Origin of the sequence: Paenibacillus sp. Soil724D2, from assembly GCF_001427935.1 — a bacterium.
Lineage (GTDB): Bacteria > Bacillota > Bacilli > Paenibacillales > NBRC-103111 > Paenibacillus_E.
In genome coordinates this window covers 519,032-541,721 of record NZ_LMRY01000045.1, presented here as the reverse complement: position 1 = coordinate 541,721, position 22,690 = coordinate 519,032, and the positions used below count along the sequence as shown (strand labels likewise).

Here is a 22,690-nt window from a genome sequence, read left to right as displayed (position 1 = left end):
AAAAAGGAGCTAGCGAGGATTCTCGTTAGCTCCTTTTCTGTATAACCTCGCGGCGCTGTAGTTTATTATAATGCTGGCCTTAAGGAAGGTTTCTTTATTTTGCTGATTCACCTGCAGCGGCTTCCGTTTTGTGCTGCTGCACGATTTCTTTCAGTCGGAATTGGCGAAGCTTCGTAATCGATGCGAATTTGGAATCAGCACCCTTGATTTCGAAAAATACTTTGCCATCCTGAATCTGTAGAATCTTCCTTGTATTCACATAGCAATCCGTATTGACCTTGAAAAAGGAGCTGTTTGTAGTAATTTCTTGAATTTGCTCAGTGGTCATGCGTTTTTTAATGTGATAGTTTTTCCCATGGAAAGAGACGAGCCCATGTTCTCCGACACGGAAGTACATAATATCCTTCTCCAGTGCGAAATCTTCATAGGTGTTTCTAGTTTCGAGCGCTACATTCATTTTGTAATCCCCCTTTTAAAATGATAACGCTTACATTGAGAACGTTTTCATCTTACCATATTTTATAAGAGATTTAAAGTAGTTTTAAACGTTAGATACCAAAAGATCTAACTCTCATGAGTTAGATCCGATAGTTAACAGCAGATTTTGACGAATTAAATCGTATTTCCCCGGAAATAATTAGACGACTACGTTGCGAGCTACCCAGACGCCTGCAGCCCCAGCTTGGGCCAAACCTCTTGTAATTCCTGCCCCGTCACCGCCGCAGAACAAGCCTTGTATCTCGGTTTCGAAACTTGCACTAAGTTTAGGTCGAGCGGAATAGAATTTCGCTTCAACACCATAGAAAAGAGTATGCTCAGAAGCGATGCCTGGCGTTACCTTCTCAAGCGCTTGAATCATTTCAATTAAACTTTTCATGGTGTTGTATGGAAGAACAAGTCCTAGATCACCAGGAACAGCTTCTGATAATGTCGGCTCAAGGAAGCCTTCGCGAATCCGATCAGCCGTTGACCTGCGTCCGCGCATGATGTCTCCATATTTCTGCACGATAACACCGCCGCTGGATAAGTCATTCGCATGTTTACATATTTCCCGCGCATATTCATTCGGCTTATCGAAAGGCTCAGTGAATTTATGAGAAACGAGCAGGGCGAAGTTCGTATTACTGGAGCCTAGGGCTGGATCCTTGTAAGAGTGTCCGTTCGCTGCCATGACGCCGCTGTGATTCTCGACCACAACATGACCGGATGGATTGCTGCAAAATGTACGTACTCGTGTACCCACCGATGTATTATAAATGAACTTACCTTCATAAAGATGCTCGTTGATTTCGCGCATAACGACATCCGACGTTTCTACGCGGACGCCTACGTCGACTTGATTGTTATACATTTTAAGTCGGCGCTTTTTAAGTACTTGGGTTAACCATGCAGAACCGTCTCTACCTGGAGCTAACATCACTTGTTTACTATGAATTTCAGTGCCATCCTTCATACGAATGCCTTGGATGACATGCTTGTCCTCCCGTTTGAAAGTTAGGATATCTTCAACTTCAGCTTTGAACTGCATATCGATACGTGTTTTCAAATGTTCATAGATGGATTTCAAAATCATCAAGTTTTGCTCGGTTCCCAGATGTCTAACCTGAGCGCGAAGCAGCTTTAAGCCTGCAGCATAGGAGCGCTGTTCTATATCTTTTACGGCCTCTGTCGTAGGATCCGTAATATTCTCGGTTGCACCATGCTGTAGATTAATACCATCCACATAACGAATCAGATCGATTACTTTGGTTGGTGCCAAATAATCCGTCATCCAGCCGCCGAATTCGGTGGTGATGTTGAATTTGCCGTCGCTATAAGCGCCGGCGCCTCCAAAGCCAGCCGTGATGGAACAGGCAGGAAGACAGCCTGAGAAGTCCTTTTTGCCTGCTGGGGGAGGACACAGTTTGATTTTACTTTCCAGGATCGGACAACTGCGGTGGTAAATATCATGGCCTTTGTCTATGAGCAATACTTTAGCGTTAGGGTGAAGCAGTGTCATTTCATAACAGGCAAAAATACCGGCAGGTCCTGCACCAACAACGATAAAATCATAAGTTTTCATTGCAATCTCCTCTGGATCATTCAATTTTGGACACAAAAAAACCCAGCCACACGGGTATGCGAAAGCAAGTACCCGTCGTAGCTAGGAAGTTATGGCTCCCTCTAGAGACCCTTAAGCCAATCCTCAAGGATATACGAACGATTTATGCGTATGTGGCTATTACTTACTGCCTTGATTATCATAATACGAACATTAAATGATGTCAATCGGATAATGTTCGTGTAAATCTTTATACAACAATGGAAATCGTAAAGCTGGTTTCGGTTTCTGAACTGCTGACTTGAACGGTTCCGTTATACTTATCCACTAATTTTTTGACAATGCTCAAACCTAAGCCGGCGTGGAGTCCGGATTCTTGTTTCGTAGAGAAGCCAGGCTCGAATATACTTTTTAGACGATCGCTTGGGATAGGGTCTCCATTGTTGATCACCTTGAATGTAAGTAAATTTCCTTCCAACACACCAATTAAGCGGACTTCTTTGTCCTCTGCCTTTTTGGAAATAGTAACAGCATCAAACGCATTATCGATTAAATTGCTGATGATTCGAACGAGATCTGTCGCTTTGACAGCTCCAAGGTTGATCTGATTTAAATTACCGACTTCATGAATGAATGTAATTTTGCGCTCGACGGCCTGTATAACCTTAGATTGTACAATCGCGCACAAAGCGGGCACGTTAATTTGAATAATGTCATTCAAAGCGGTCGTTTCACCAATAATCTCGGTGGTGTAACGATCTAATTCCGTATATTCTTTCAAATGAACGAGAGAATGTATCGTAGCCACATGATTATTGAAATCATGGCGCTGTTCCTTCATGGAACGGAACAGAGAGCCGATATGATCCACATAAACTTCTTGGATGCTTTCCGCGGTCGCTTCACGATTCCGATTGATGAAGCGGATGCTCAGGATAACTAGAATGAATGCGATTAGTGCAGTTGATCCGATCAGAATGAGCAGGTTCACTTGCTGTTGTTGAATTGATTGTTGTACGGTTTCATAATCGGCTGTCAAACCGATAACAACAGGAGAATCCAGTTGAAGCGGAATGAACATTTTGAGATAAGTTTTCCCATCGATCGTGGTGATAAGCTGCTTTGTTTGCTTCGATTGCATGACGGCTTGCACCATCTCTTGATCCCGATTATCTTTCATCGTGTAGGAACCGAACAATATCTCCCGATCTGTGAACCAAGTGTAGCCTTCCTTTTTATACTGTTCCTGCTGCTTCAGGAAGATCGGTGGATTGTATACGGCAATTTCTTTGGCGCCATTGTTGGAATAGCCATGAATCATTTCATTAATAACAGCATCCACACCCGTTTCCCGTTGATAATCTCGGAAGAACGTATCATGCACGTAGGGATCGAGAATATAATTCGTGCGGCCATCGTAATAATAGCCCCATTTGTCAACAAATTGAGGACTCGTCATGGACGTATTCATGGGTCCTGACCAATAATGAGGCAGCGCTTGGCCGCTTTGTACTTTCGTTTCTTTGGTGTCCAGAAGCTGATTGAACGCTTGAAACCAATCTCGGCTCCACGTTTTGGTACTCATATTAATTTCCTTGGGCTCGGAGGATTTGTAGCCAATAATGTCATCACCGCTTCGTTTCATTAACGTAATATGATCGATCATTAACTCCTTACTGAGAACGGTAAGCTCTTCATTCGTTACTTTCTCAATGTCAGGATCGAGTCGGTATTGTGCTGCTAAGGAAGCTGTACGCAGATTTTGACCGATTAGATTTTCAACATATTTCTCACCTGTTTTGGAATGTTTAATGGAGATGGCGACGTTATCGGCGATAAGCTGCAGCTTGGTTTCAAGCTCAGATGTTAGCATTCTCTTCGTATAATAGTAGAATACGCTATCCGTAAGTAGTACAATTATTAAGGAAATCATTAGGATAGAGATCGAGGAGCGAAGGTGGATTTTCGGTTTTGGTTTATGTGGTCTATTCATATTATCCTCCTAAAAATGGCCATATCTTATCAACTATCATAGTATAAAAATACATAGAATACACACGTATAATGGAGGTATTTATGAAAGTAACATTTCTGGGTTGCGGAGACGGTTTTAGTATCGAGCAAGGGCATAATAGTGCTCTTCTTACTTTTGCAGATACGAATTTATGTATAGATTTCCCTGAGTCTAATCATCTTGGGCTGCATCAATTGGGAATGAAGCTCAATCAGATCGAGCATATTTTGATCACTCATCTGCATGAGGATCACGTGAATGGCTTGCAGAAACTCGCTTTGTATCACCGGGTGTACCCAGGCAGAGTGAAGCCGAAGCTTTATGTACCTACCGGTTTAAAAAACGATTTGTGGCAAATCTTGCGCCACGGATTGGAGCTGACAACGCGGGGCAAGCGTGTGTTTGAGGACTATTTTGACGTCGAATGTGTGGAAAATAAGTTTACGGTAGCGGGTGTGGAATTCGAACTTGTCCCTACCTTGCATGTGCCAGACATGCTTAGTTACGGCCTTCTATGCAAGCCGTACTTCTACTTTAGCGGGGATACTAGGTTGGATGAAAGCTACATTCGGAGTATCGCTGATGAGGTGCAAACCATTTATCACGAATGTCATATGCAAGATGATCAGCTGCCGTCGCATACGTCACTTGAGGAACTGCTGACGCTGCCAGAAAGCATTCAAGCGAAGATGATTCTAATGCATTACGTGGATGATTATGTGCAGCCTGATCGGCGGCAGAAGTTTCATCAGGAGTATAAGTTTCGGTTGGCTGAGCCTTTGCTAGGGTATATATAGAGTGACATGTTGATAAGCCTCAAGCAGTGTATATCTTGCAGCTAATGAAGGACCTACCTTATAATAGTTCTTACAAGGGAGGCGGTAAATATGGCAAATCAATTTGCCGGAATAAGTAACGACTCATGCAAAGCCTTTCATTAGGGCGATCTTTGCATGGGGTGATTGGAGTCGTGATCGCCCAAGAAAGCTTAAATCGTTTCTAGTAATGGGGCTTTGCAACTTATTTTGTTTTTATCAAAAATAAGGGGCTGAAAAGCAATGAATCAACCATTCATTAGAAACCATCAATATAATGATATCAAGAAGCAGGTCGGTCTGCTGCAAAGTACTTGTAACTCCGTTTCCGATCGGAAAGTGGTAGAGTCGGTGCGATATAACGCGCAAGCCAAACTGAACGAGGTGTTCCCGGATGCGAATGAGCTGCAAAAGCAAGCACTGGGGAATATAACGTTACTGCAAACAGCAGAAGAGTTCCAGCGCTATTTGCGTTCCTTGGAGCCTTATTTGGCGGAATTTGCGCACGTGACGGAAAATCAGCTGAAGAAGCTTTTTCCCAAAATCAAAAAATTGAAGGTGCCCGACTTAACGGCCATCGACTATCGATACGTGACGTATCTCGGCTGGATCGATATCGCGACGAATAAATTGTTCCTCGTTTATCATCTGAATGGGAAACTCGTTGGAATAGAAGGGAAATATACGCCGACGAATAAGAAAGGCGTTTGCTTCGTATGTAATCGGCATGAAGAGGTTGCGTTATTTACGGCGGTGACCAAATGGAAGCCGGCAAGCGCTACGCCTGATTACTACAGAGCAATTGGCAATTACTTGTGTGTGAACAGCGAGGCTTGCAATAAGAATATAACCGATGTTGCCGTGTTGGAGAAATTCATACAGGATGTATTGGTTGGTCCGTAATCGCCGCGCAATGTATAGATGAGGAAGGAATCAATAAAGGAGCTGCCCCGAAGGTCATCAAGACCTGAAGGGCAGCTCCTTTTCTCACATGTGCGTCTTATCTGAAAATATGTCCAATGGTCCTTGAATATCGTCATGGTAACGTTTTCGCAAAGTTATTATAGTTAGGTTGTGGTAAACAATTGAGCAACGGGGTGATGAAGGATAAGCGATTGTAAGGTTAGCGTAAACGTTCTAGTGGTACGGGGAGTCCATTATTCTGTGTTCAAATTGAAGGGAGATTATATACATGGTTAAGATGAAAAGTTATCAAATGATGGGTTTAGCCGGGCTATCCTTGGCAATGGTGCTATCAGGTTGTTCTTCAGCTAAAACGGCAACTTCGTCACCAGCTGCGGCAACACCTGCAGCTTCCGCGGCAGCTACTAAAGCGCCTGAACCTGCGAAAAGCGCGGAAAAAGTTACCGTGAACTTCTGGACGCCATTCTCAGGTAATGATGGTCCATTTATGAAAAAAATCGTCGACAATTACAATAAATCACAAGAAAAATATACCGTGAAAATGACGATTCAGCCGAACGGCGATTACTATAAGCTGCTGGATACTGCGATTGCAACGAAAAAAGGTGTTCCGGATGTAGCGATCATGCATCTTGACCAAACGCCTACGTATATTGCTAAAGATTTGCTGCAGCCATTGGACGAAGTAGCAAAATCCGTTGGTGTTGAAAAAAGCAACTTCCCTGCGGCAACCGTGGATTATTCAACAAAGGATGGCAAATGGTACAGCATTCCACTTGATGTTCATCCATTGATTATGTACTACAACAAAGATTTGTTCGCAGCTGCGGGAATTAAAGCGCCCCCAACAAACCGGCAAGAATTTGTAGATGCAGCGAAAAAGCTAACTGACCCTTCCAAAGGTGTTTGGGGAGCGGCAATGCCGACCTTCTGGATTCAAAATTTCTTGTTCCCAACGATCCTATTCCAAAACGGCGGAAGCTTTTTAGATGATAAAGGAAATATCGCATATAACTCACCAGCAGGTGTTGAAGCCGTTACATTTATGAGAAGCTTAACGGAGATGAAAGTATCCCCTCCTACTGTTGCGCAAGATGGTGACTTTAACTTGTTCCAACAAGGGAAAAGCGCTATGCACTTCAATGGTCCTTGGTCCAAGGATGCTTTCGACAAAGCCAAGATCAACTATGGTGTTGCACCCGTTCCACAACTAGGAACAGTTAAACAAGCCGTTTTCGGCGGATCACATAACTTCGTCATTCCTAAATCAACTACTGATGCCAATGTTCTTGCCGGTGCAGGTGATTTCTTGAAATTCGTATCAGCCAATTCGATTGATTGGGCAGAGTCCGGTCAAGCGGTTGCTTCGAAAGTCGTACGTGACAGCGCTGCGTTTAAAGCAATGACACAGCAACAAACAGAAGTTGCTAAGGAATTTGATTATGTTCAATTTGCTCCTAAAGTATTAAATTGGGGCCCAATTTCTGACAGTATTTGGACAGAGTTAGCGAATGCTTTGCAAGGTAAAAAGGATCCGAAAGCTGCGCTCGATGATGCAGCAGCCAAATCTACACAAGCGATGAAAAAGTAATTCATAGTGAAAGGAAGGAAGGCGGGTATCGTTTACCCGTCTTCAATTCTAAGTATAGGAGGGAATTCGTTGTCAACAACATCCAATTGGAAATCAAAGCTGACTTCAAGCTTATTCATATTGCCGTATTTTCTAGCCTTTTTAGCGTTTACGCTCTTTCCAATCATTTATGGCTTTATCATTAGTTTAAAGCAATATAATTTACTGGATCCTGTACATCCGTTTGTAGGATTAGATAATTATAAGCAAATTTTTACGAAGGGTACGCAACCTAATGACCTCTTCTTCATTGGGATGAAAGCGACTTTGAAGTTTGTCGTCTTTTCGGTTCCATTTTTAGTTATTGTAGGCTTAGGCTTTGCTTTGCTGCTAAATGCACTTCCCGCAAAACTCCGGTCACTTTTTCGGTCGATTTATTTTATTCCCTATGCGGTTTCGGCAACGGTAATGGCCGTAATTTGGAAGCGAATGTTCGATGTTACCGGCGGATTTATCAATATGTTTATAGCAAAGCTGGGAATTCGTGAGTTCGACCCGGTTCCATGGCTGCTGGATAGCCCCTTCGTATGGTTCGCATTAGTTATTGCTACGCTTTGGTGGACCATTGGCTTCAATATGATTATCTTTGTAAATGCACTAAATGGTGTACCTGAGGATCTTTATGAAGCAGCAAAAATAGATGGAGCGAATGGCTGGGACAGACTTAAAAGCATTACAGTCCCGTTTATTAGACCCGTAATTATCTTTGTACTCATTACTTCGACCATTGCATCCTATAATGTCTTCGCCCAGCCCAATCTAATGATGGGGGATAAGGTTGAAGAGACGAAGGTTTTATTAATAGGTATTCTGCAAACGGCTTACACAGCCAGAGAAATTGGTTCTGCTTCTGCCATGGCTATTTTGATGGGATTAATGATTATGGTTGTTTCTATTATTCAATTTAAAGTCACAAATAGAAAGGAGTAGAGGACGATGAAACCTTCGAAGATTTTTTATGTGCTGTTGGCTTCGCTGCTAGGCATTGTTTTTATCCTTCCAATGCTATGGATGTTTTCAAATTCATTTAAAACTGATGCTGAAGTGATGGCGCCCGTGTTTCATTTGCTGCCTAAAGAATTTACATGGGATAATTTCCATACGATTTTTGTAGGCGGAGATGTTGAGGTTCCGATCTTTCGCTGGATTTTTAATTCATTTTTCGTAGGCTTTGCCGCAACGGTCTTGGTTCTATTGCTGGATACTATGGCCGCTTATGCGTTAACCAAGCTCGATATTCCTTTCAAAAAAACATTGTTTGCTTTATTCATTGGCTCATTAATGGTCCCAGGGATTATTTCCTTCCTGCCTCAATATTTGAGTTTCAGTAATTTGAATTTGATCAATACGTATTATGTACTCATTTTGCCGTATTCCGGCGGAGCTCTCGGTGTATTTTTGTTAATTCAATTTTTTCAATCCTTTCCACATGAAATTATTGAAGCTGCTAGAATCGACGGGGCTAATAAATGGCACGTTTTCACGTCCGTACTGCTGCCTTCTTCCGTTTCAATTGTTACAACACTTGCTATTTTCACCTTTATGAATGTTTTCAATGATTACGTGTGGCCGTTCTTCACAGTTACAGACTTGGGAATGCGAACACTTACAGCAGGAGTTGCCGTTATGGCAACCGGAAGCTTTACGGCTTCCTATGGTAAATTAATGGCGTTAGCCACATTATCAACGATCCCAACACTAATTATATTTATAATTGGTCAGAAGCAATTCATTCAATCTATTACAGCCACAGGAGTTAAACAGTAAAAAGGAACGCTGTCAAAGGTGGTTTGTCATATGCGCATGTTGATTACTTTACTAGGTTGTATCCTGCTATTGGCGGGATGTTCGAAAGGGGTTGTAGAGGAAGCTGTGAAGGAAACCAAAAGTACGGTATCGCCATCCAAGGAAGCGAAAACATTTACGAATCCCATACTAGACAACGGAGCCGATCCATGGGTCACTTCGAAGGATGGGACCTATTATTACACGCATACAACGGGAAACTCAATTCGAATATGGAAGTCGCAAACGTTAACAGGGCTTTCAAATGCTGAATATAAAGACGTCTGGTTTCCACCTGTTTCAGGACCTAATACTTCAAACATTTGGGCACCTGAATTACATTTTCTCAAAGGAAAATGGGTTATCTACTATGCAGCAGATGACGGTCAGAATGAGAACCATCGGATGTTCGTGCTTGAATCAGAGACAGAGGATCCACTAGGGAAATATATAGACAGGGGAATGATGGACACTTCGGGCAGATGGGCTATCGATGGAACAACGCTGCAAAAAGAGGATGGATCGTTATATTTCATTTGGTCGGGCTGGGAAGGTACGGTGAATGTGAGTCAACATTTGTACATTGCACCGATGAGCAATCCGTACACGATTAGCGGAAAACCAGTAGAAATCTCAAGACCCACCTATGACTGGGAGTTGGTCGGGAATCCTACGATTAATGAAGGTCCTCAGGTATTGATGCATAAGGATCAAGTTTTTGTTATTTATTCGGCAAGCGGCAGCTGGACAGATGACTATTGTTTAGGGATGCTGAGCACACAGATGAAAAGTGACTTGTTGAATCCTGCCTCATGGAAAAAACATGAGAAAGCCGTATTTTCAAAAACAGATCAGGTATTCGGACCTGGTCATAACTCTTTTGTGAAATCACCAGATGGGAAAGAGGACTGGATTCTGTATCATGGTGCGAAAACGCAAGGCTCTGGCTGGAATCGCAACGTACGCATGCAGCCTTTTGGGTGGAATCCGGATGGATCGCCTAATCTTGGAACTCCGATTGCGGAAGGCATTCCAATTGCGGTGCCTAGCGGTGAATAGAATTTGATAAAACAAGGCTGTCCTCAAGGTCAATGACCTTAGGGATAGCCTTTGCCATTCATATCGATCTAAAAATATGTCCATTACTGGAGTAATTAGGTCATTGGATTCATCTATCCTACTTTGTATAATTAAGAGATACTATATTTTAAATCGGGGGATTCAAGTGAGCGGTAAGCAACGATCAAGATTAAGCGCCACATTACTCCTTATCCTAATGAGTTCATTCACAATAAGCTGCAGTCAACAGCCGAACATCCATACAGAAGAAGCCAGCTCTAATAAGCTGAGAATCACCTTTTGGTCTCCGTTTAGCGGAGGCGATGGACAATTTATGGCGGAATTAATCCAGCAATATAATAATGAGAATAAAGATTACGTTAAAATAGAACAGATTAATAATAATTCAGGAGATTATTACCCCAAGCTCTCAACGGCAATCGTGACAGAAGAAGCGCCTGATATCGCGATTGTACACTCAGCCAAGTATTCCCAATATGCGCCAGCGGGCTTCCTGACAGATTTGAATGAACTGGCAGTCGAGGCTGGCGTTAATTGGAACGATTTTAATCCGACGATTTTGAAAAGCACGATTGCCGAAGATAAGCATCTGGGAATTCCGCTAGATACGCATCTGGAAGTCATGTACTATAACAAAACTTGGCTGAAGCAAGCCGGCCTTCTAGATGAGAAAGAAAAGCCTATCTTATCCAATGGCGAAGAGGGGTTTATTCAATTTTTGCAAAAAATCCGTGCGAGTGTACCGGAACATATATCTCCTCTGGCCGAGCCGAATGTGCGAATTGACTCCTTCTGGTTATGGTATTCTTTCTATAATCAGATGAATATGGATGGTGGACGATTCTATACCGACGATGGAAAAGCGGCAGCCATTGATAATCCTTCTGCACTGCAATCCTTGAAATTTGTGAATTCTCTTTATAGCAGTAAGCTCATCCATCCTAATATTAACGATACAGTTCAAACCTTTGCTAAAGGCAATGCAGCCATTTTAATTACAGGCGTATGGGCAACGGGTACTTTTGAAAAAGCTGCAGATTTGAATTTTGGTGTCACCAAAATACCTCAAATCTACGATCATCCAGCGGTTTGGGGAGACTCTCACACGTTTTCTCTTCCCTATCATGAGAAGCCGGATAAGCAAAAGCAGATCGCAGCCCTTAAATTTGCCAATTGGGTAGCGGCTCACGGTGCAAGCTGGGCGAAAGCCGGTCATATCCCGGCTGTTAAGAAAGCTGTAGAATCAAAGGAGTTTCAGCAGCTTAAATATCGTCCGGACTATGCCAGCTCGGCGGATGATGTGACATATTTTCCGAATCAACCGCGACAGGGAACGATTAATGATGAACTTGTGCGTGAGTTTGAAAAGATGATGGTGGGACAGACAACACCACAAGAGGTGCTGCATAATGCGCAAAAGATCATTAATACCAATCTTCAGATTCAGCAGAATACAGCTCCGAAATAGATTGCAGTGGATCAAAAATCTGCCTATTGCTGCAAAGCTCATTATTATTAGCTTTATTCTTATTGCCGTTCCGCTTGGTATTGCCAGTTATTTGACTTATACGAGCTATTCAGCATCTATTCAAAAAAACACCGGCAAATATCAGATGGACGTGGTGAAGGAATTAACAGCTAATATTGATACCTATATGAATGAACTCAATTTGTTAACCTTGCTGCCTTACCAATCACAGCAAATACTGAAATATATGGAAGCTGGCGGCTCGAATGCAAATCTTTCGTTTAACGAAAGGGTAACAATCGAGGATTTTACGAAGCGTGTTTTTGCTAATGGAAGAGTGGATATTTCAGGTCTAACCCTGTATAGAGTCTCTGGCGGTACTTACACGGCCATGTTGGAGGAGCAAGCTAATTATTCGCTAAAACGTGTAGAAGATGAACCTTGGTATGAAAAAGTATCCAAGACGGGAAAAGTCGTTTATATCGGTACTTTCAACAAAAATGGTTTAGATACAAATAACCAGGTGTATTCCTTTGCCAGAAAAATACGCAGTGTAGACACGGGGAAGGTTTTAGGCTATTTGGTGCTGGATGTGGATAAAAACGTTATTCGCAACAAAATTGAAGCTATTTCCAACGATAAGAAGAACATTATGATCGTCGATAGTGAGGGATCGATGATCTATAAAAGCATGGAATATTGGATTGATTCCGATAAATTGCTGCCATATAAAGGTGCGGGAACTGTTGTTTATAAGCAAGACAAGGATACGGAGCTGTTATCCTACTATACTTCACCCTTTACGGGCTGGACGATGATCGAAATGGTACCGCTTGCCACTCTGCTTCAGGATACCGTTTATGTGAAGAACTATATTATCCTGATCGGAGCTGTTTGCTTGCTCCTTGCATTCATCATTTTCACTATTTTCGCCTTGCGCATTACGAATCCGATTAGTGAATTGCGCAATTTAATGAAAAAGGTTGTTGTCGGAGACTTACATGTATCGATTCCCATCAGCAGCCGTGATGAGATTGGGCAGCTAAGTCAATCTTTTAATATCATGGTGTCAAAGCTCAGTGACTTAGGTTATCGTCTCTATGAATCGGAAATTAGAGAGAAGAATGCGCAAATATCTGCTTTGCAGAGCCAAATTAATCCGCATTTTTTGTATAATACGTTAGGTTCGATCAGCATGTACGCAGAAATACAAGGCAACCGAGAAGTGGTTAAAATGACCAATAACTTAAGCAAGCTGCTGCGTTACAGCATCAATAGTCACAAAAGCCAAGTACCGCTTAATTTGGAACTAGACCATGTGAAAGGCTATATGGCTATCCAGCAAATCCGTTTTGAGGATAAAATTCAGTTCCACGTAAATATTGAGCCGGAGCTGCTCTCCTATTCCGTAATTCGGTTTATTTTACAGCCGATCGTTGAGAATAGTATTGTGCACGGCATTGATAAGGGGAATGGATATGGCAACATTATTCTTACAGGAAAGAAACAGGAAGATCATATGCTGATCACCATTCAAGATGATGGAGCAGGTATGAGCGCGGTTCAATTGCAAAATTTACTTGATAAAAAATTCGATTTTGCCTCAGCTGAGGAAGGCACAGGCGGTCATGGTTTAATGAATGTACACCGAAGAATTGCTTTGCGCTATGGTAATCAGTATGGCATTAAGATAGAGAGCAGCCTTAAACAAGGAACAACCATTTTCCTTACTTTACCGCTCATAGAAGATCATCTTGAAGGGGGTAAAATGGATGCCTAATATACTAATCGTAGATGACGAAACGATTTTTCGTAAAGGTATTCGGCTAATGATTGCAGAGATGCAATCTGAATGGATTGTTATTGCGGAAGCTATGGATGGCGCGGAAGCCTTAGAAAAAATAGAAGAACTGCAGCCCGATTTGATTATTACAGATATCAAAATGCCACGGATGGACGGTATCCAGCTGCAATATATTGTGAAAGAACGTTACCCGCAGATTGCTTGTGTTGTGATGAGCGGGTATAACGATTTCCAATACGCTCGTGAATCCCTAAGATTAGGGGCAAAAGACTACTTAATGAAACCTTTTGAAAGAGAAGAGTTATATGATTTACTTGGCAAGCTGCAGGAAGAGTTGGCGCTAGAAAAGCAGCAAAATAAAGTCAATGCCAAAGATAGACAAGTACAGAATCAAATGCGTCACCATGTATTAGCAGGTCTACTAACGGGGAGCATTCATCATGCAGAGACTGAGCTGCTTGAGAATGTAGGCATTCTATTTCCACATCCTAATACCAGCTGCTTGGTTGCTAAGCTTGATCGAGACTCAGTAACGGATGAAAGATATTACCAAATGAATCCATCTTTGTTTACCGTCTACATGCAGCAATTTATTCAGGAGAGCATCGACAAATCCTTACTTGGGCATGTCTTTATTTTACATGATAACGAGGTTGTCGCTTTAATCAATCATGAGGAAGGAGAATCCTCGTATGCAGAAATAGAGAAACTAACAAACCGGATCCGCAAAGAAATTCGCGGGCAATCCAATTTTACAATCACGTTTGGACTAGGCAGTCCTGCTAAGGACTTGGAGTCGATTTCTAAATCCTACAAGGAAGCGGGATTAGCTTTATTGTACCGATTGGTTATTGGCGGAGATCGCTTGCTTTCTAGCGAGACCATCGCCGAGATGAAGATGGAGAAGTTCGAATGGCATTCCTCCGATTGGAACCTGCTCAATCAGTTTGTCCAAGAAGGCGATTTGGTTAATGTACAATACCAAGCTAGTCAATTTGTAACCAAGCTTTGCCAACAATGGCATGACCCCGAAATCATTCAACAGCAAATATGCAAAATGCTGCTTCACTTCTACGAACAGGCTGTCAATTTGGCTGTGGTTAAACAGTGGCTGCAGGCTACTGATGTGAAGCAAGTGTTGATGGATATTTACTCCATTTCGTCCAGTAAAGAATTGATCGAACGCTGCCAGAAACTGTTAGGTGATTTAAGTGTTTGCATGGCGAATCGCAAGAAAAAGTTTGTAACTAGTCCAGTTGAATTGGTTGTGCGCTATGTCGAAGAACACTATGCAGAATCGATTACCCTAAACATGATGGCAGAAATCGTTTATCTGAGTCCGTCCTATCTAAGCAGCTTATTTAAAAGCAAGCAAGGTCAGTCTTTTATCGATTTTCTTACGGAAAAACGAATTGAAAAAGCGAAAACGATGCTGCTCTACTCGGATGAGAAAATTCAAGTGATCTCGGATTCAACGGGCTTTACGAATATTCGGCACTTCAATCGCGTGTTTAAAACGCTTACGAATCGAACTCCTACCGAATACCGTGAGGGTAAGAATACGATATAACCTGAGCCATTCAAAGTCATTTAACTTTGAATGGCTTTTTCACTTTTTGAAGTATCGGAGTGAATAGGTAAACTTTTGTGTACGTGCACTTCTAGGCATTCCCCCACATAGACTAATAGTAATCTCTAAGCGGAGGCTACCGAAGCAGTCATGCTCCGCAATACGCTCAAGGGGGTAGCTGGAATGCCTGGATTGTTTGGTACAATTGCTTTGTTGATCAAGCAGCTAACGCTACTTGTGTCCTACGTCAAAAATAATGCGTTTCCACAACCTCTCACAGAGGAAGAAGAAGAAAAGCACTTACGCTTAATGGCTGAGGGGAACGACAACTCCCGTAATAAGTTAATTGAACATAATTTAAGACTCGTTGCGCATATTGTGAAAAAATTCGACAATACAGGAGAAGATCTGGAGGATTTGATCTCGATCGGTACGATTGGATTAATTAAGGCGATTGAGTCGTTTTCGCCGAACAAAGGGACCAAGCTCGCGACGTTTGCGGCTCGCTGCATTGAGAACGAGATCTTGATGCATCTTCGCTCATTGAAGAAAACGCGCAAAGATGTGTCCTTGCATGATCCCATCGGAACGGACAAAGAGGGGAACGAAATTACGTTGATCGACATCCTCGGGACGGAAGCGGACGATGTCGTGGATAAGGTGCAGCTCAAGATAGAGAAAAGTAAAATATATCGGAACTTAGAGATCTTGGATGATCGGGAGAAGGAAGTCGTCGTTGGCCGGTTTGGGCTGGAGCTTGGCGGGGAAGAGCGGACGCAGCGGGAGATTGCGAAGGAGCTCGGCATCAGCCGCTCCTATGTGTCGAGGATTGAGAAGCGGGCGCTGATGAAGCTGTATCATGAGTTTTATAAGGCGAAGCGGTAAAGATAATGAATCGCATACTTCATTTATTTGGGACCTGTGCAAGTCACGGAGGTGAAGTGTATGACATTAATTCATATCGAAAATGCCAGTAAGTATTATATGATGGGCGAGGAAACGATTAAAGCATTAGATGATGTCTCGTTAGATATTGATCATGGAGAGTACGTGGCTATTATGGGACCGTCAGGTTCCGGCAAATCAACGCTGATGAACATCATCGGGTGTTTGGATGTTGTAGATAAAGGTATCTATGACCTAGATGGTCAAGCAATAAACGTGCTTAAGGATTCTCAGCTTGCAGATATTCGTAATCAGAAGATTGGATTTGTTTTTCAGAGTTTCAATCTGCTGCCGAGATTAAATGCCTATGAGAATGTGGAGTTGCCTTTGATCTATCGGGGAATGAGTAAAAAGGAAAGAGAGCCGCTCGTTTTACATGCACTAGAATCGGTGGACTTGCTGGATCGTAAGAAGCATTTTCCATCAGAGTTATCTGGTGGACAGCAGCAGCGTGTTGCGATTGCGCGATCGTTGGCAGGAGATCCTCCGATCATCTTGGCGGATGAGCCTACAGGTGCGCTGGATTCTAAGACGGGTGTGGAGATTTTAAACATTTTAAAGAGATTAAATGCACAGGGTCGGACGATTATTTTGATTACGCATGACTTATTTATTGCCCAGCAGGCGAAGCGGATTGTGCGGTTTCGGGATGGGCGGTTGAATGAAGTTGTTTAGTGTTTATAAGGCCGGAACTCCGAATAAGGGGTTCCGGTTTTTTTATGCACCTCACAGTCGCACAATCTAAGTGGTTCAAATCCACTCGGTAAACTTTACCCTTTAAAGTGCCGCAGCCGAAGTAGAGGTCTCCTAATCCAGCGGGGTTAGGATTGGCAGGGTGTCTCTCGTAAGAGGGAATCCTAAGGGCAGGTAAAATCCAGCCCGGAAAGCGGTGAACCAGAGGTGGCGGCGATGTTGGGTGACCCGCCAAACAAACGGGGAAACTTATGCAAATATGTATATCTTGCAGGTAAACAAACAAAGGGATATGACCTTCCAGGCTCATCGACGTGATTAGGATCAGGATGGATGGAATAGAATGTGCAGATAAACGAGGGAAGTCTCGTAGTCTCTTAGTCTCCTTGACGTAAACGTAGGTAACCTAAGTAGCTGATGTCGGCGTTCTTCCTCAAAAATTAAAGGAGAACGTGTGGCGCTACCCCCACTGTCTGCTAAATTGCGACATATTTGCTTTCTTTTACGTCGCTCTGAACGATTCATGAACCTTCCCCTGCCAGATATAATAAATACCATAGCAAACAGATCAGGAGGGGATAGTATGACTAAAATGTCGGAAATTACACGAATGTACGAAAAAGGCAATTACGCTAACACCTATAAAGAGGTGGCAGCAACAAATCCCGGATTGGCGTGGCGGGAAGGCATGATTAGTGGAAATGGCGAAAATGGGTATATCACGTCAGGATCGCCTTATACGGACAGCTTTATTTTTCAAAATATGTGGTTCAACTATCCGTCTCGAGATCCAAGAGCGATTCCAGGAGAATTAACGGGGCAGCTTGCTGATGCCAGATGGAATGTTTTTAAACAAAACGATCAATGGAAGATTACTTTTCCGGACGGTAAAACGAGGGTAAGAACCTATTTTTATAGTTATCATCCGGGACACCAGCTCAGATTAGGCGTGACTGATAAGGGAGCCGTGTCTGATTATGAGAGATGGACGAATTATGAAACGGCCGAAACCGGAGTACGATACACCGATGAATTTGGCGAGTGGATCCGAACCTCGTTTACATCCAGAGAAGACAATGTTTCGATTACGAAGATCTCACAATCCTGTGAAGGCGCTAAGATCAACATGATCATCTCCATTGATGACATTTCGAGCATGTACAAATCGAGGGATGGTATGTCTGAGCTAACGGCGCTTCAATACAAAAAGCTCGTGGAACCGAGTGCGGCATATATCGCGCAGGTTGCCCATTACCCATCCTATCAGGACAGCGAGCTGAGCAATGGTGGGTATGCAGGTCTGACGCAGATTATAGTTGTTAATGGAACCAAGAAGAGAGTACTGCTCGCTGACACGAATGAACCGATGAATGTAGGAATGGAACAGAATCCTGCGATCCAAGTGATCGACGCCGACGCCGTATATTTAATTACGCAATCGAACAGGACATTTGATATGGGCAAAATCGAAGATTTTGCCGGAATGACGCAATACGCTATCGTAGACAATTTATTTCAGAACACGAATGCGGTCGCTGAAAAATATAAAGATGCCTATGGTAAATTCGATTATCAAGCTGCACTCACGCCTCACGTCCTAAAGCATTCCGCAGAATTTAACGCTGCACAATTTACTCTTACAGGCGACGAGGATGACAAGAGCGCTGACAACGTAACGCTAATCAACGCACAAAAGGCATCAAAAACTAGAATCAATCATGCTTTTATGGAGCAGGTGTACAACCAAGGACGATATGCCTTACTATGCTGCAGCGGTTCAAGCGCTCCGCGCTTGTATGGGATGTGGACCGGGGAGTGGAATCCTGGCTGGCGAGGTATCTATACGCTTGACGCCAATGTGAATTTACAGGTTTCTCCGATGAATACAGGCCATTTCACGCAAGCGCAGCTTGGATACATCACTTTCTTTTTGAGAAACACGCCCGACTTCGAATACAATGCGCGAATGGCCTATGGGATGCATGATGCCCTGCAGGTGTCGGTAAACTCGGACATCGACAGGGCAATGCATGTGGAATACGACAATGACTATCCGTTTGAATATTGGAATGCTGGAGCGAGCTGGTGTCTGCTCCCGATCTTCGAGTATTGGCAGTGTTACGGCAATGGGCAGATTCCGATCAAAGACAACATGAGAATTCATGATCTGAAACCGCTTCTCAGTATAAAGGACGGTGGGCTGACGGATGAAGAGTTCAGTCAATTGATCGAAAATGGATTTCTAGATTTGGAAAAGGATATTTTACTTCCGCTGCTGACAAAGCAGGCTAATTTCTGGGAGCAGCTATGTACGCCGGAATACTATACGGATATAAACGGTAATGCGTGCTATGAGAAAGGCAAAACTGCGTTAAATCCAGGCGAGAAATATTTGCTTATCCCTACCTACTCTCCAGAGAATAACCCGATCGGTTACAACAGTACGATTACGGCAAATGCCACGATGGATATTGCTGCAGCGCGGGATGGACTGCATATGGTCATATCCATGGAAAAAGCAGTAAAGCGCGACGGATATGAAACTGCTGTCACCAAATGGGAAGTATTGTTAGGACTAATGCCGGATTATAAGGTTGACAAAGACGGCGCTTTACGCGAATGGGCGATGAGTGAATATACGGAAAACAACAACCACCGCCATTTAAGCCATCTCTATCCGGCATGGCCTGCTTACGAAACGCAGAACAATACGGAGTTGACGGAAGCAGCAATTATCGCGGTTGAAAACAGAAATAAATACAATACAGGAGATGCGACGGCGGGGCACGGCTGGATGCATAAGGCGCTGGTCTATGCCAGGTTAAAAAACGGCGACGGGGTCGTCTCGTCCCTTCTGCCGATGATGATGGATTCCGGTTATTACACTTCCTTGATGACAGACCATGACACAAACAGAAGAAACGACTGCTATTGTACGGATACATTATTTGGTACTGTGGGGGCAGTAAATGAAGCGCTGCTATTTTCCAATACAGGTGAAATTGAAATACTTCCGGCGCTACCCTCTGAATGGAAATCGGGGTCAATAAAAGGATTAATGGCAAGGACCCGGGTAGAGGTTAGTGGGTTATTTTGGGACACTAACATTGCATGTGTTACATTAAAATCAGTTGTAAATCAAAATGAAGTAAAAGTAAAAGTGGGTATTCCTTGGACAAAAGCAATGGTTAACGCCCAAGAAGTAGAGGCGCTTGACGATGAATTTGGTAAACATATTCGCTTAACGCTGAATTCTGGCATAGACGTTACAGTTGTATTTATTTTGTCCAATTGATGCGATGTTCGAGTTGTACACTTTTTCACCGTTTGTCTTCAATGACAGGTCACATTGTGATCAAAGGGCCTGCGCAAGGAGCGAAACTCACCTGCCGAGGTATTGTAGTATTTCTTAAAAGCAGTACAAAAATGTTCCAATGAAGAAAAACCGACATGTCGCGCTATTTCACTAATGGTCATTGAGGTTGTAGTAAGAAGGTGAACGGCAGCTGTCATTCTTGATTGGGTCTTTTTTTGTGTAAACGATTGGCCATAATACTGTTGAATGGTTCTCTCCGTCTGTCTCACACTTAGTCCCAGTTTTTGAGCGAGCTTCTGTATAGTTAAATCATCATAGTTGTATAAAAAACTATTTTCAATGATAACGACTCTCTCGTCGTCTAAGGTTTTAAGCGGCATAGCAGAGGAGGTCAGAACATTATTTGTGTAGTTTCTGACCAGCTTGATGACGATCTGCTCGATAATATGTTGAACCGTCAGGTAGTAGCCGATATATTGATTGGTTATTTCATAGGAGAGTTGCTCGAACAATGGCAACAAATTCTGCTTGTCCTGACCGAACCAAAAAGTAGTTTGAACGAATTGGTTTGCTATAGAGGAAAGATCCGGATCATCGTTAATGTTATTGGCCAACACTTCAAAGCATATGCAGTATTCCGCCATAGGGTCGGAGAGAACCGTCTTTTGCTCGTGCGCAATATCTGGGCCAGTCATATAAAGAGTGCCAGGATGTATCGGATAATTTCGGCCGTTTGCTACCAAGATTCCCTGTCCCTGAGGAATATAATGCAGTTCGTAGCTTTTCATGCTATGGCTGTGTTCGAGAAAGGATTGATAAAAGACCCCGAATCTGATATACAAGACGTTTAACAATAAACCGCCTAACGAAATCTTAACGTTCATATTTTCGACATTAACTTTTGGGAGCTCCACTTGACCAATCCCCCCTTTGCAGATTCTTTAAATTGTTTCGTAAGAAGATTTCAAGCAGCCCTTTAATTTTATTATGTGTGTTCAACAAGCTTAACGCAAGCTCGTACTTAACAATGGTATTTAAAGCTTTAAAATAGGCACACTTATCTTGGAAATGAACCGTATCATCGTAGTTACCCTTCAAATTATAATTTAGACATATAGACATACAATGCTTTCATTTGAATAGAAAAATACTTTCTGATGCTGATAATCGAGTATGAGTATGTCGGCAATAAAGGAATGTGCTCTGCCAATCGTTTGAAGGCTATCAATAATTTTCCGTTCCTCGGATTTGGGAATAGGGGATTGATTACTTAAAATATCGACGATGCTGCTGCTGTAATAGTTGTCGGTGTAAAAATGGTAAAAAACTCCATTAATATCCTGAAACATATTTTCGTTATAAAATTTGGTTTTTTCAAGCAACTCATTTGCGTATTTCGATTCTGACTCGATTAGTTTATTCATCATATTTGAAATAATGTAGTAAGACATGAGAGATAGTCCTGTTATGATGATCACACAATAAGTAATAAGAATTTTGAAGAAAAATTTGTTTTCAATAAATTTTCTTTTCAAATGAAAATCACCATATTCTGAATAACATGTTATATTGCACAGTGTCATTATTTGTTCGTTCTATAAATTCTGCTCATGTAGTCCGAGGGCGAGATGCCATGAACCTTTCGGAAAACTCGGCTAAAATAAAAGGGGTTTTTAAAGCCTAATATTTCACTGATTTCGGATATATTCATATTTGAATTTCTCATCATTTCTACTGCTTTATCCATAAAAACCTGCGAATTAAACATTTGAATGGTGTTCCCCGTCTTCGATTTAAATACTTCACATAAGTAACTGTAGTTCATATCGAGATTGGCAGAAATCTTTTCAGAGTCAAGACTATAGGATTCCTTTTGTTCAAGATAGTCAATAAGCCTCTGCACTGTACGATCTGATTTTGTAAGTGGATATGTAATTAAGAAGTCATTATAGAGTTCAAAAAAAAGCTCCATAGTTTGCATACTGAGGCTAACAGCACGGAAAGGATTCGATGACTTAGATAGTTGAATGAAAGAATCTAATCTAGCTTCGAATTTTAAACCGTTAGAGGTCATCCCGTGTTTGGGTAATTGAATATATTTATCATATTCATCTTGAGTTAGCGAAAGCGATTGGTAAGAATTAAGGTTAATATTTAGCTCCTGACAGTCCACCATACTATTATCGCTGAAGAAATGAATCCAATACCACGAGGTACCCGCGGGCGTTTTAGGTTCTCCCCAATGATGCAAACCACTTTTCAAAAAAAGATATTCACCTTTCTTAATAACATACTCCGTGTCACCTTCCCAAACTTCCATCTCACCACTGGCAACATATAAAAAAACATTCCAATCTAGTGTTCGATTCGGGTGGGTATATTCATTGTTGATTTTATGGAAACCCAAATCCTGTATTTTTATTATACTATCAAGACGCATTTCAATGTTGATTGACATAGCAAATCTCCTTATTAATTAAGAAGTTATATGACTTAACTATATGATAATACCTGATAACTGTCTACAAGTTTAAAACCAAATATAATATATGTAATCCAAAGTGAATGAATTCAAAGTTAGGATTAGAAGTTATAAAATACAGAT

The 22,690-nt window shown here is 42.2% G+C and carries 18 protein-coding genes and 1 riboswitch; of the genes, 12 read left to right on the top strand and 6 right to left on the bottom strand.

The genetic code is table 11. The features are described from left to right. Nucleotides 1-94 precede the first annotated feature (94 nt). The 3 genes from ASG85_RS29120 to ASG85_RS29110 form a co-directional block, all read right to left on the bottom strand. Nucleotides 95-457 (bottom strand): LytTR family transcriptional regulator DNA-binding domain-containing protein, encoded by a 363-nt coding sequence (locus ASG85_RS29120; protein WP_057306044.1) that lies wholly within the window; start codon nucleotides 455-457, stop codon nucleotides 95-97. 180 nt (nucleotides 458-637) lie between these two features. Continuing rightward, on the bottom strand, nucleotides 638-2,062 hold the full coding sequence (locus tag ASG85_RS29115) for an NAD(P)/FAD-dependent oxidoreductase (protein WP_060648536.1): 1,425 nt from the start codon (nucleotides 2,060-2,062) through the stop codon (nucleotides 638-640). A gap of 58 nt (nucleotides 2,063-2,120) precedes the next feature. Beyond that, nucleotides 2,121-2,219: riboswitch (purine riboswitch) on the bottom strand. A gap of 72 nt (nucleotides 2,220-2,291) precedes the next feature. Beyond that, nucleotides 2,292-4,034, bottom strand: a complete 1,743-nt coding sequence (locus ASG85_RS29110) for a sensor histidine kinase (protein ID WP_057306042.1) — start codon at nucleotides 4,032-4,034, stop codon at nucleotides 2,292-2,294. 83 nt (nucleotides 4,035-4,117) lie between these two features. On the opposite strand from ASG85_RS29110, the gene ASG85_RS29105 reads away from it, so the two are divergent. From ASG85_RS29105 to ASG85_RS29050, 12 genes are all read left to right on the top strand, one after another. Next, nucleotides 4,118-4,852, top strand: a complete 735-nt coding sequence (locus ASG85_RS29105) for an MBL fold metallo-hydrolase (protein WP_057306041.1) — start codon at nucleotides 4,118-4,120, stop codon at nucleotides 4,850-4,852. Nucleotides 4,853-5,113: 261 nt separating this feature from the next. After that, the gene (locus tag ASG85_RS29100) at nucleotides 5,114-5,773 is read left to right on the top strand and encodes a FusB/FusC family EF-G-binding protein (protein WP_057306040.1); all 660 of its coding nucleotides are present in this window, start codon (nucleotides 5,114-5,116) and stop codon (nucleotides 5,771-5,773) included. 289 nt (nucleotides 5,774-6,062) lie between these two features. After that, nucleotides 6,063-7,385 (top strand): ABC transporter substrate-binding protein, encoded by a 1,323-nt coding sequence (locus tag ASG85_RS29095; protein ID WP_057306039.1) that lies wholly within the window; start codon nucleotides 6,063-6,065, stop codon nucleotides 7,383-7,385. Nucleotides 7,386-7,454: 69 nt separating this feature from the next. Further along, a complete protein-coding gene (locus tag ASG85_RS29090) occupies nucleotides 7,455-8,354 on the top strand; it encodes a carbohydrate ABC transporter permease (RefSeq protein ID WP_057306038.1) in 900 nt (299 codons plus the stop codon). Between the two features lie 6 nt (nucleotides 8,355-8,360). Continuing rightward, the gene (locus ASG85_RS29085) at nucleotides 8,361-9,191 is read left to right on the top strand and encodes a carbohydrate ABC transporter permease (RefSeq protein WP_057306037.1); all 831 of its coding nucleotides are present in this window, start codon (nucleotides 8,361-8,363) and stop codon (nucleotides 9,189-9,191) included. Between the two features lie 30 nt (nucleotides 9,192-9,221). Continuing rightward, nucleotides 9,222-10,268: a family 43 glycosylhydrolase gene (locus ASG85_RS29080; RefSeq protein ID WP_200961716.1), complete on the top strand. Its 1,047-nt coding sequence runs from the start codon at nucleotides 9,222-9,224 to the stop codon at nucleotides 10,266-10,268. Nucleotides 10,269-10,434: 166 nt separating this feature from the next. Next, a complete protein-coding gene (locus ASG85_RS29075; protein ID WP_162257295.1) occupies nucleotides 10,435-11,757 on the top strand; it encodes an ABC transporter substrate-binding protein in 1,323 nt (440 codons plus the stop codon). Further along, complete coding sequence (locus tag ASG85_RS29070) at nucleotides 11,699-13,537, top strand: sensor histidine kinase (RefSeq protein WP_060648535.1); 1,839 nt, start codon at nucleotides 11,699-11,701, stop codon at nucleotides 13,535-13,537. The genes ASG85_RS29075 and ASG85_RS29070 overlap by 59 nt, the downstream gene beginning before the upstream one ends. After that, complete coding sequence (locus tag ASG85_RS29065; RefSeq protein WP_060648534.1) at nucleotides 13,530-15,131, top strand: response regulator; 1,602 nt, start codon at nucleotides 13,530-13,532, stop codon at nucleotides 15,129-15,131. Before ASG85_RS29070 ends, ASG85_RS29065 begins: the two co-directional genes overlap by 8 nt. A gap of 183 nt (nucleotides 15,132-15,314) precedes the next feature. Next, nucleotides 15,315-16,016, top strand: coding sequence for an RNA polymerase sporulation sigma factor SigK (sigK, locus tag ASG85_RS29060; protein WP_057306034.1), 702 nt, complete (start codon nucleotides 15,315-15,317; stop codon nucleotides 16,014-16,016). Between the two features lie 60 nt (nucleotides 16,017-16,076). Beyond that, the gene (locus tag ASG85_RS29055) at nucleotides 16,077-16,751 is read left to right on the top strand and encodes an ABC transporter ATP-binding protein (RefSeq protein WP_060648533.1); all 675 of its coding nucleotides are present in this window, start codon (nucleotides 16,077-16,079) and stop codon (nucleotides 16,749-16,751) included. 601 nt (nucleotides 16,752-17,352) lie between these two features. After that, nucleotides 17,353-20,064: a glycosyl hydrolase family 95 catalytic domain-containing protein gene (locus ASG85_RS29050; protein ID WP_060648532.1), complete on the top strand. Its 2,712-nt coding sequence runs from the start codon at nucleotides 17,353-17,355 to the stop codon at nucleotides 20,062-20,064. Nucleotides 20,065-20,102: 38 nt separating this feature from the next. Here ASG85_RS29050 and ASG85_RS29045 read toward each other — a convergent pair whose 3' ends face one another. From ASG85_RS29045 to ASG85_RS29035, 3 genes are all read right to left on the bottom strand, one after another. Further along, a complete protein-coding gene (locus ASG85_RS29045) occupies nucleotides 20,103-20,999 on the bottom strand; it encodes an AraC family transcriptional regulator (protein ID WP_235550244.1) in 897 nt (298 codons plus the stop codon). A 192-nt stretch (nucleotides 21,000-21,191) separates the two neighbouring features. Beyond that, nucleotides 21,192-21,620 (bottom strand): hypothetical protein, encoded by a 429-nt coding sequence (locus ASG85_RS29040; RefSeq protein WP_060648531.1) that lies wholly within the window; start codon nucleotides 21,618-21,620, stop codon nucleotides 21,192-21,194. 47 nt (nucleotides 21,621-21,667) lie between these two features. Beyond that, entirely contained in the window at nucleotides 21,668-22,543 is an 876-nt protein-coding gene (locus ASG85_RS29035) for an AraC family transcriptional regulator (protein ID WP_060648530.1), read from the bottom strand. Nucleotides 22,544-22,690: the final 147 nt, after the last annotated feature.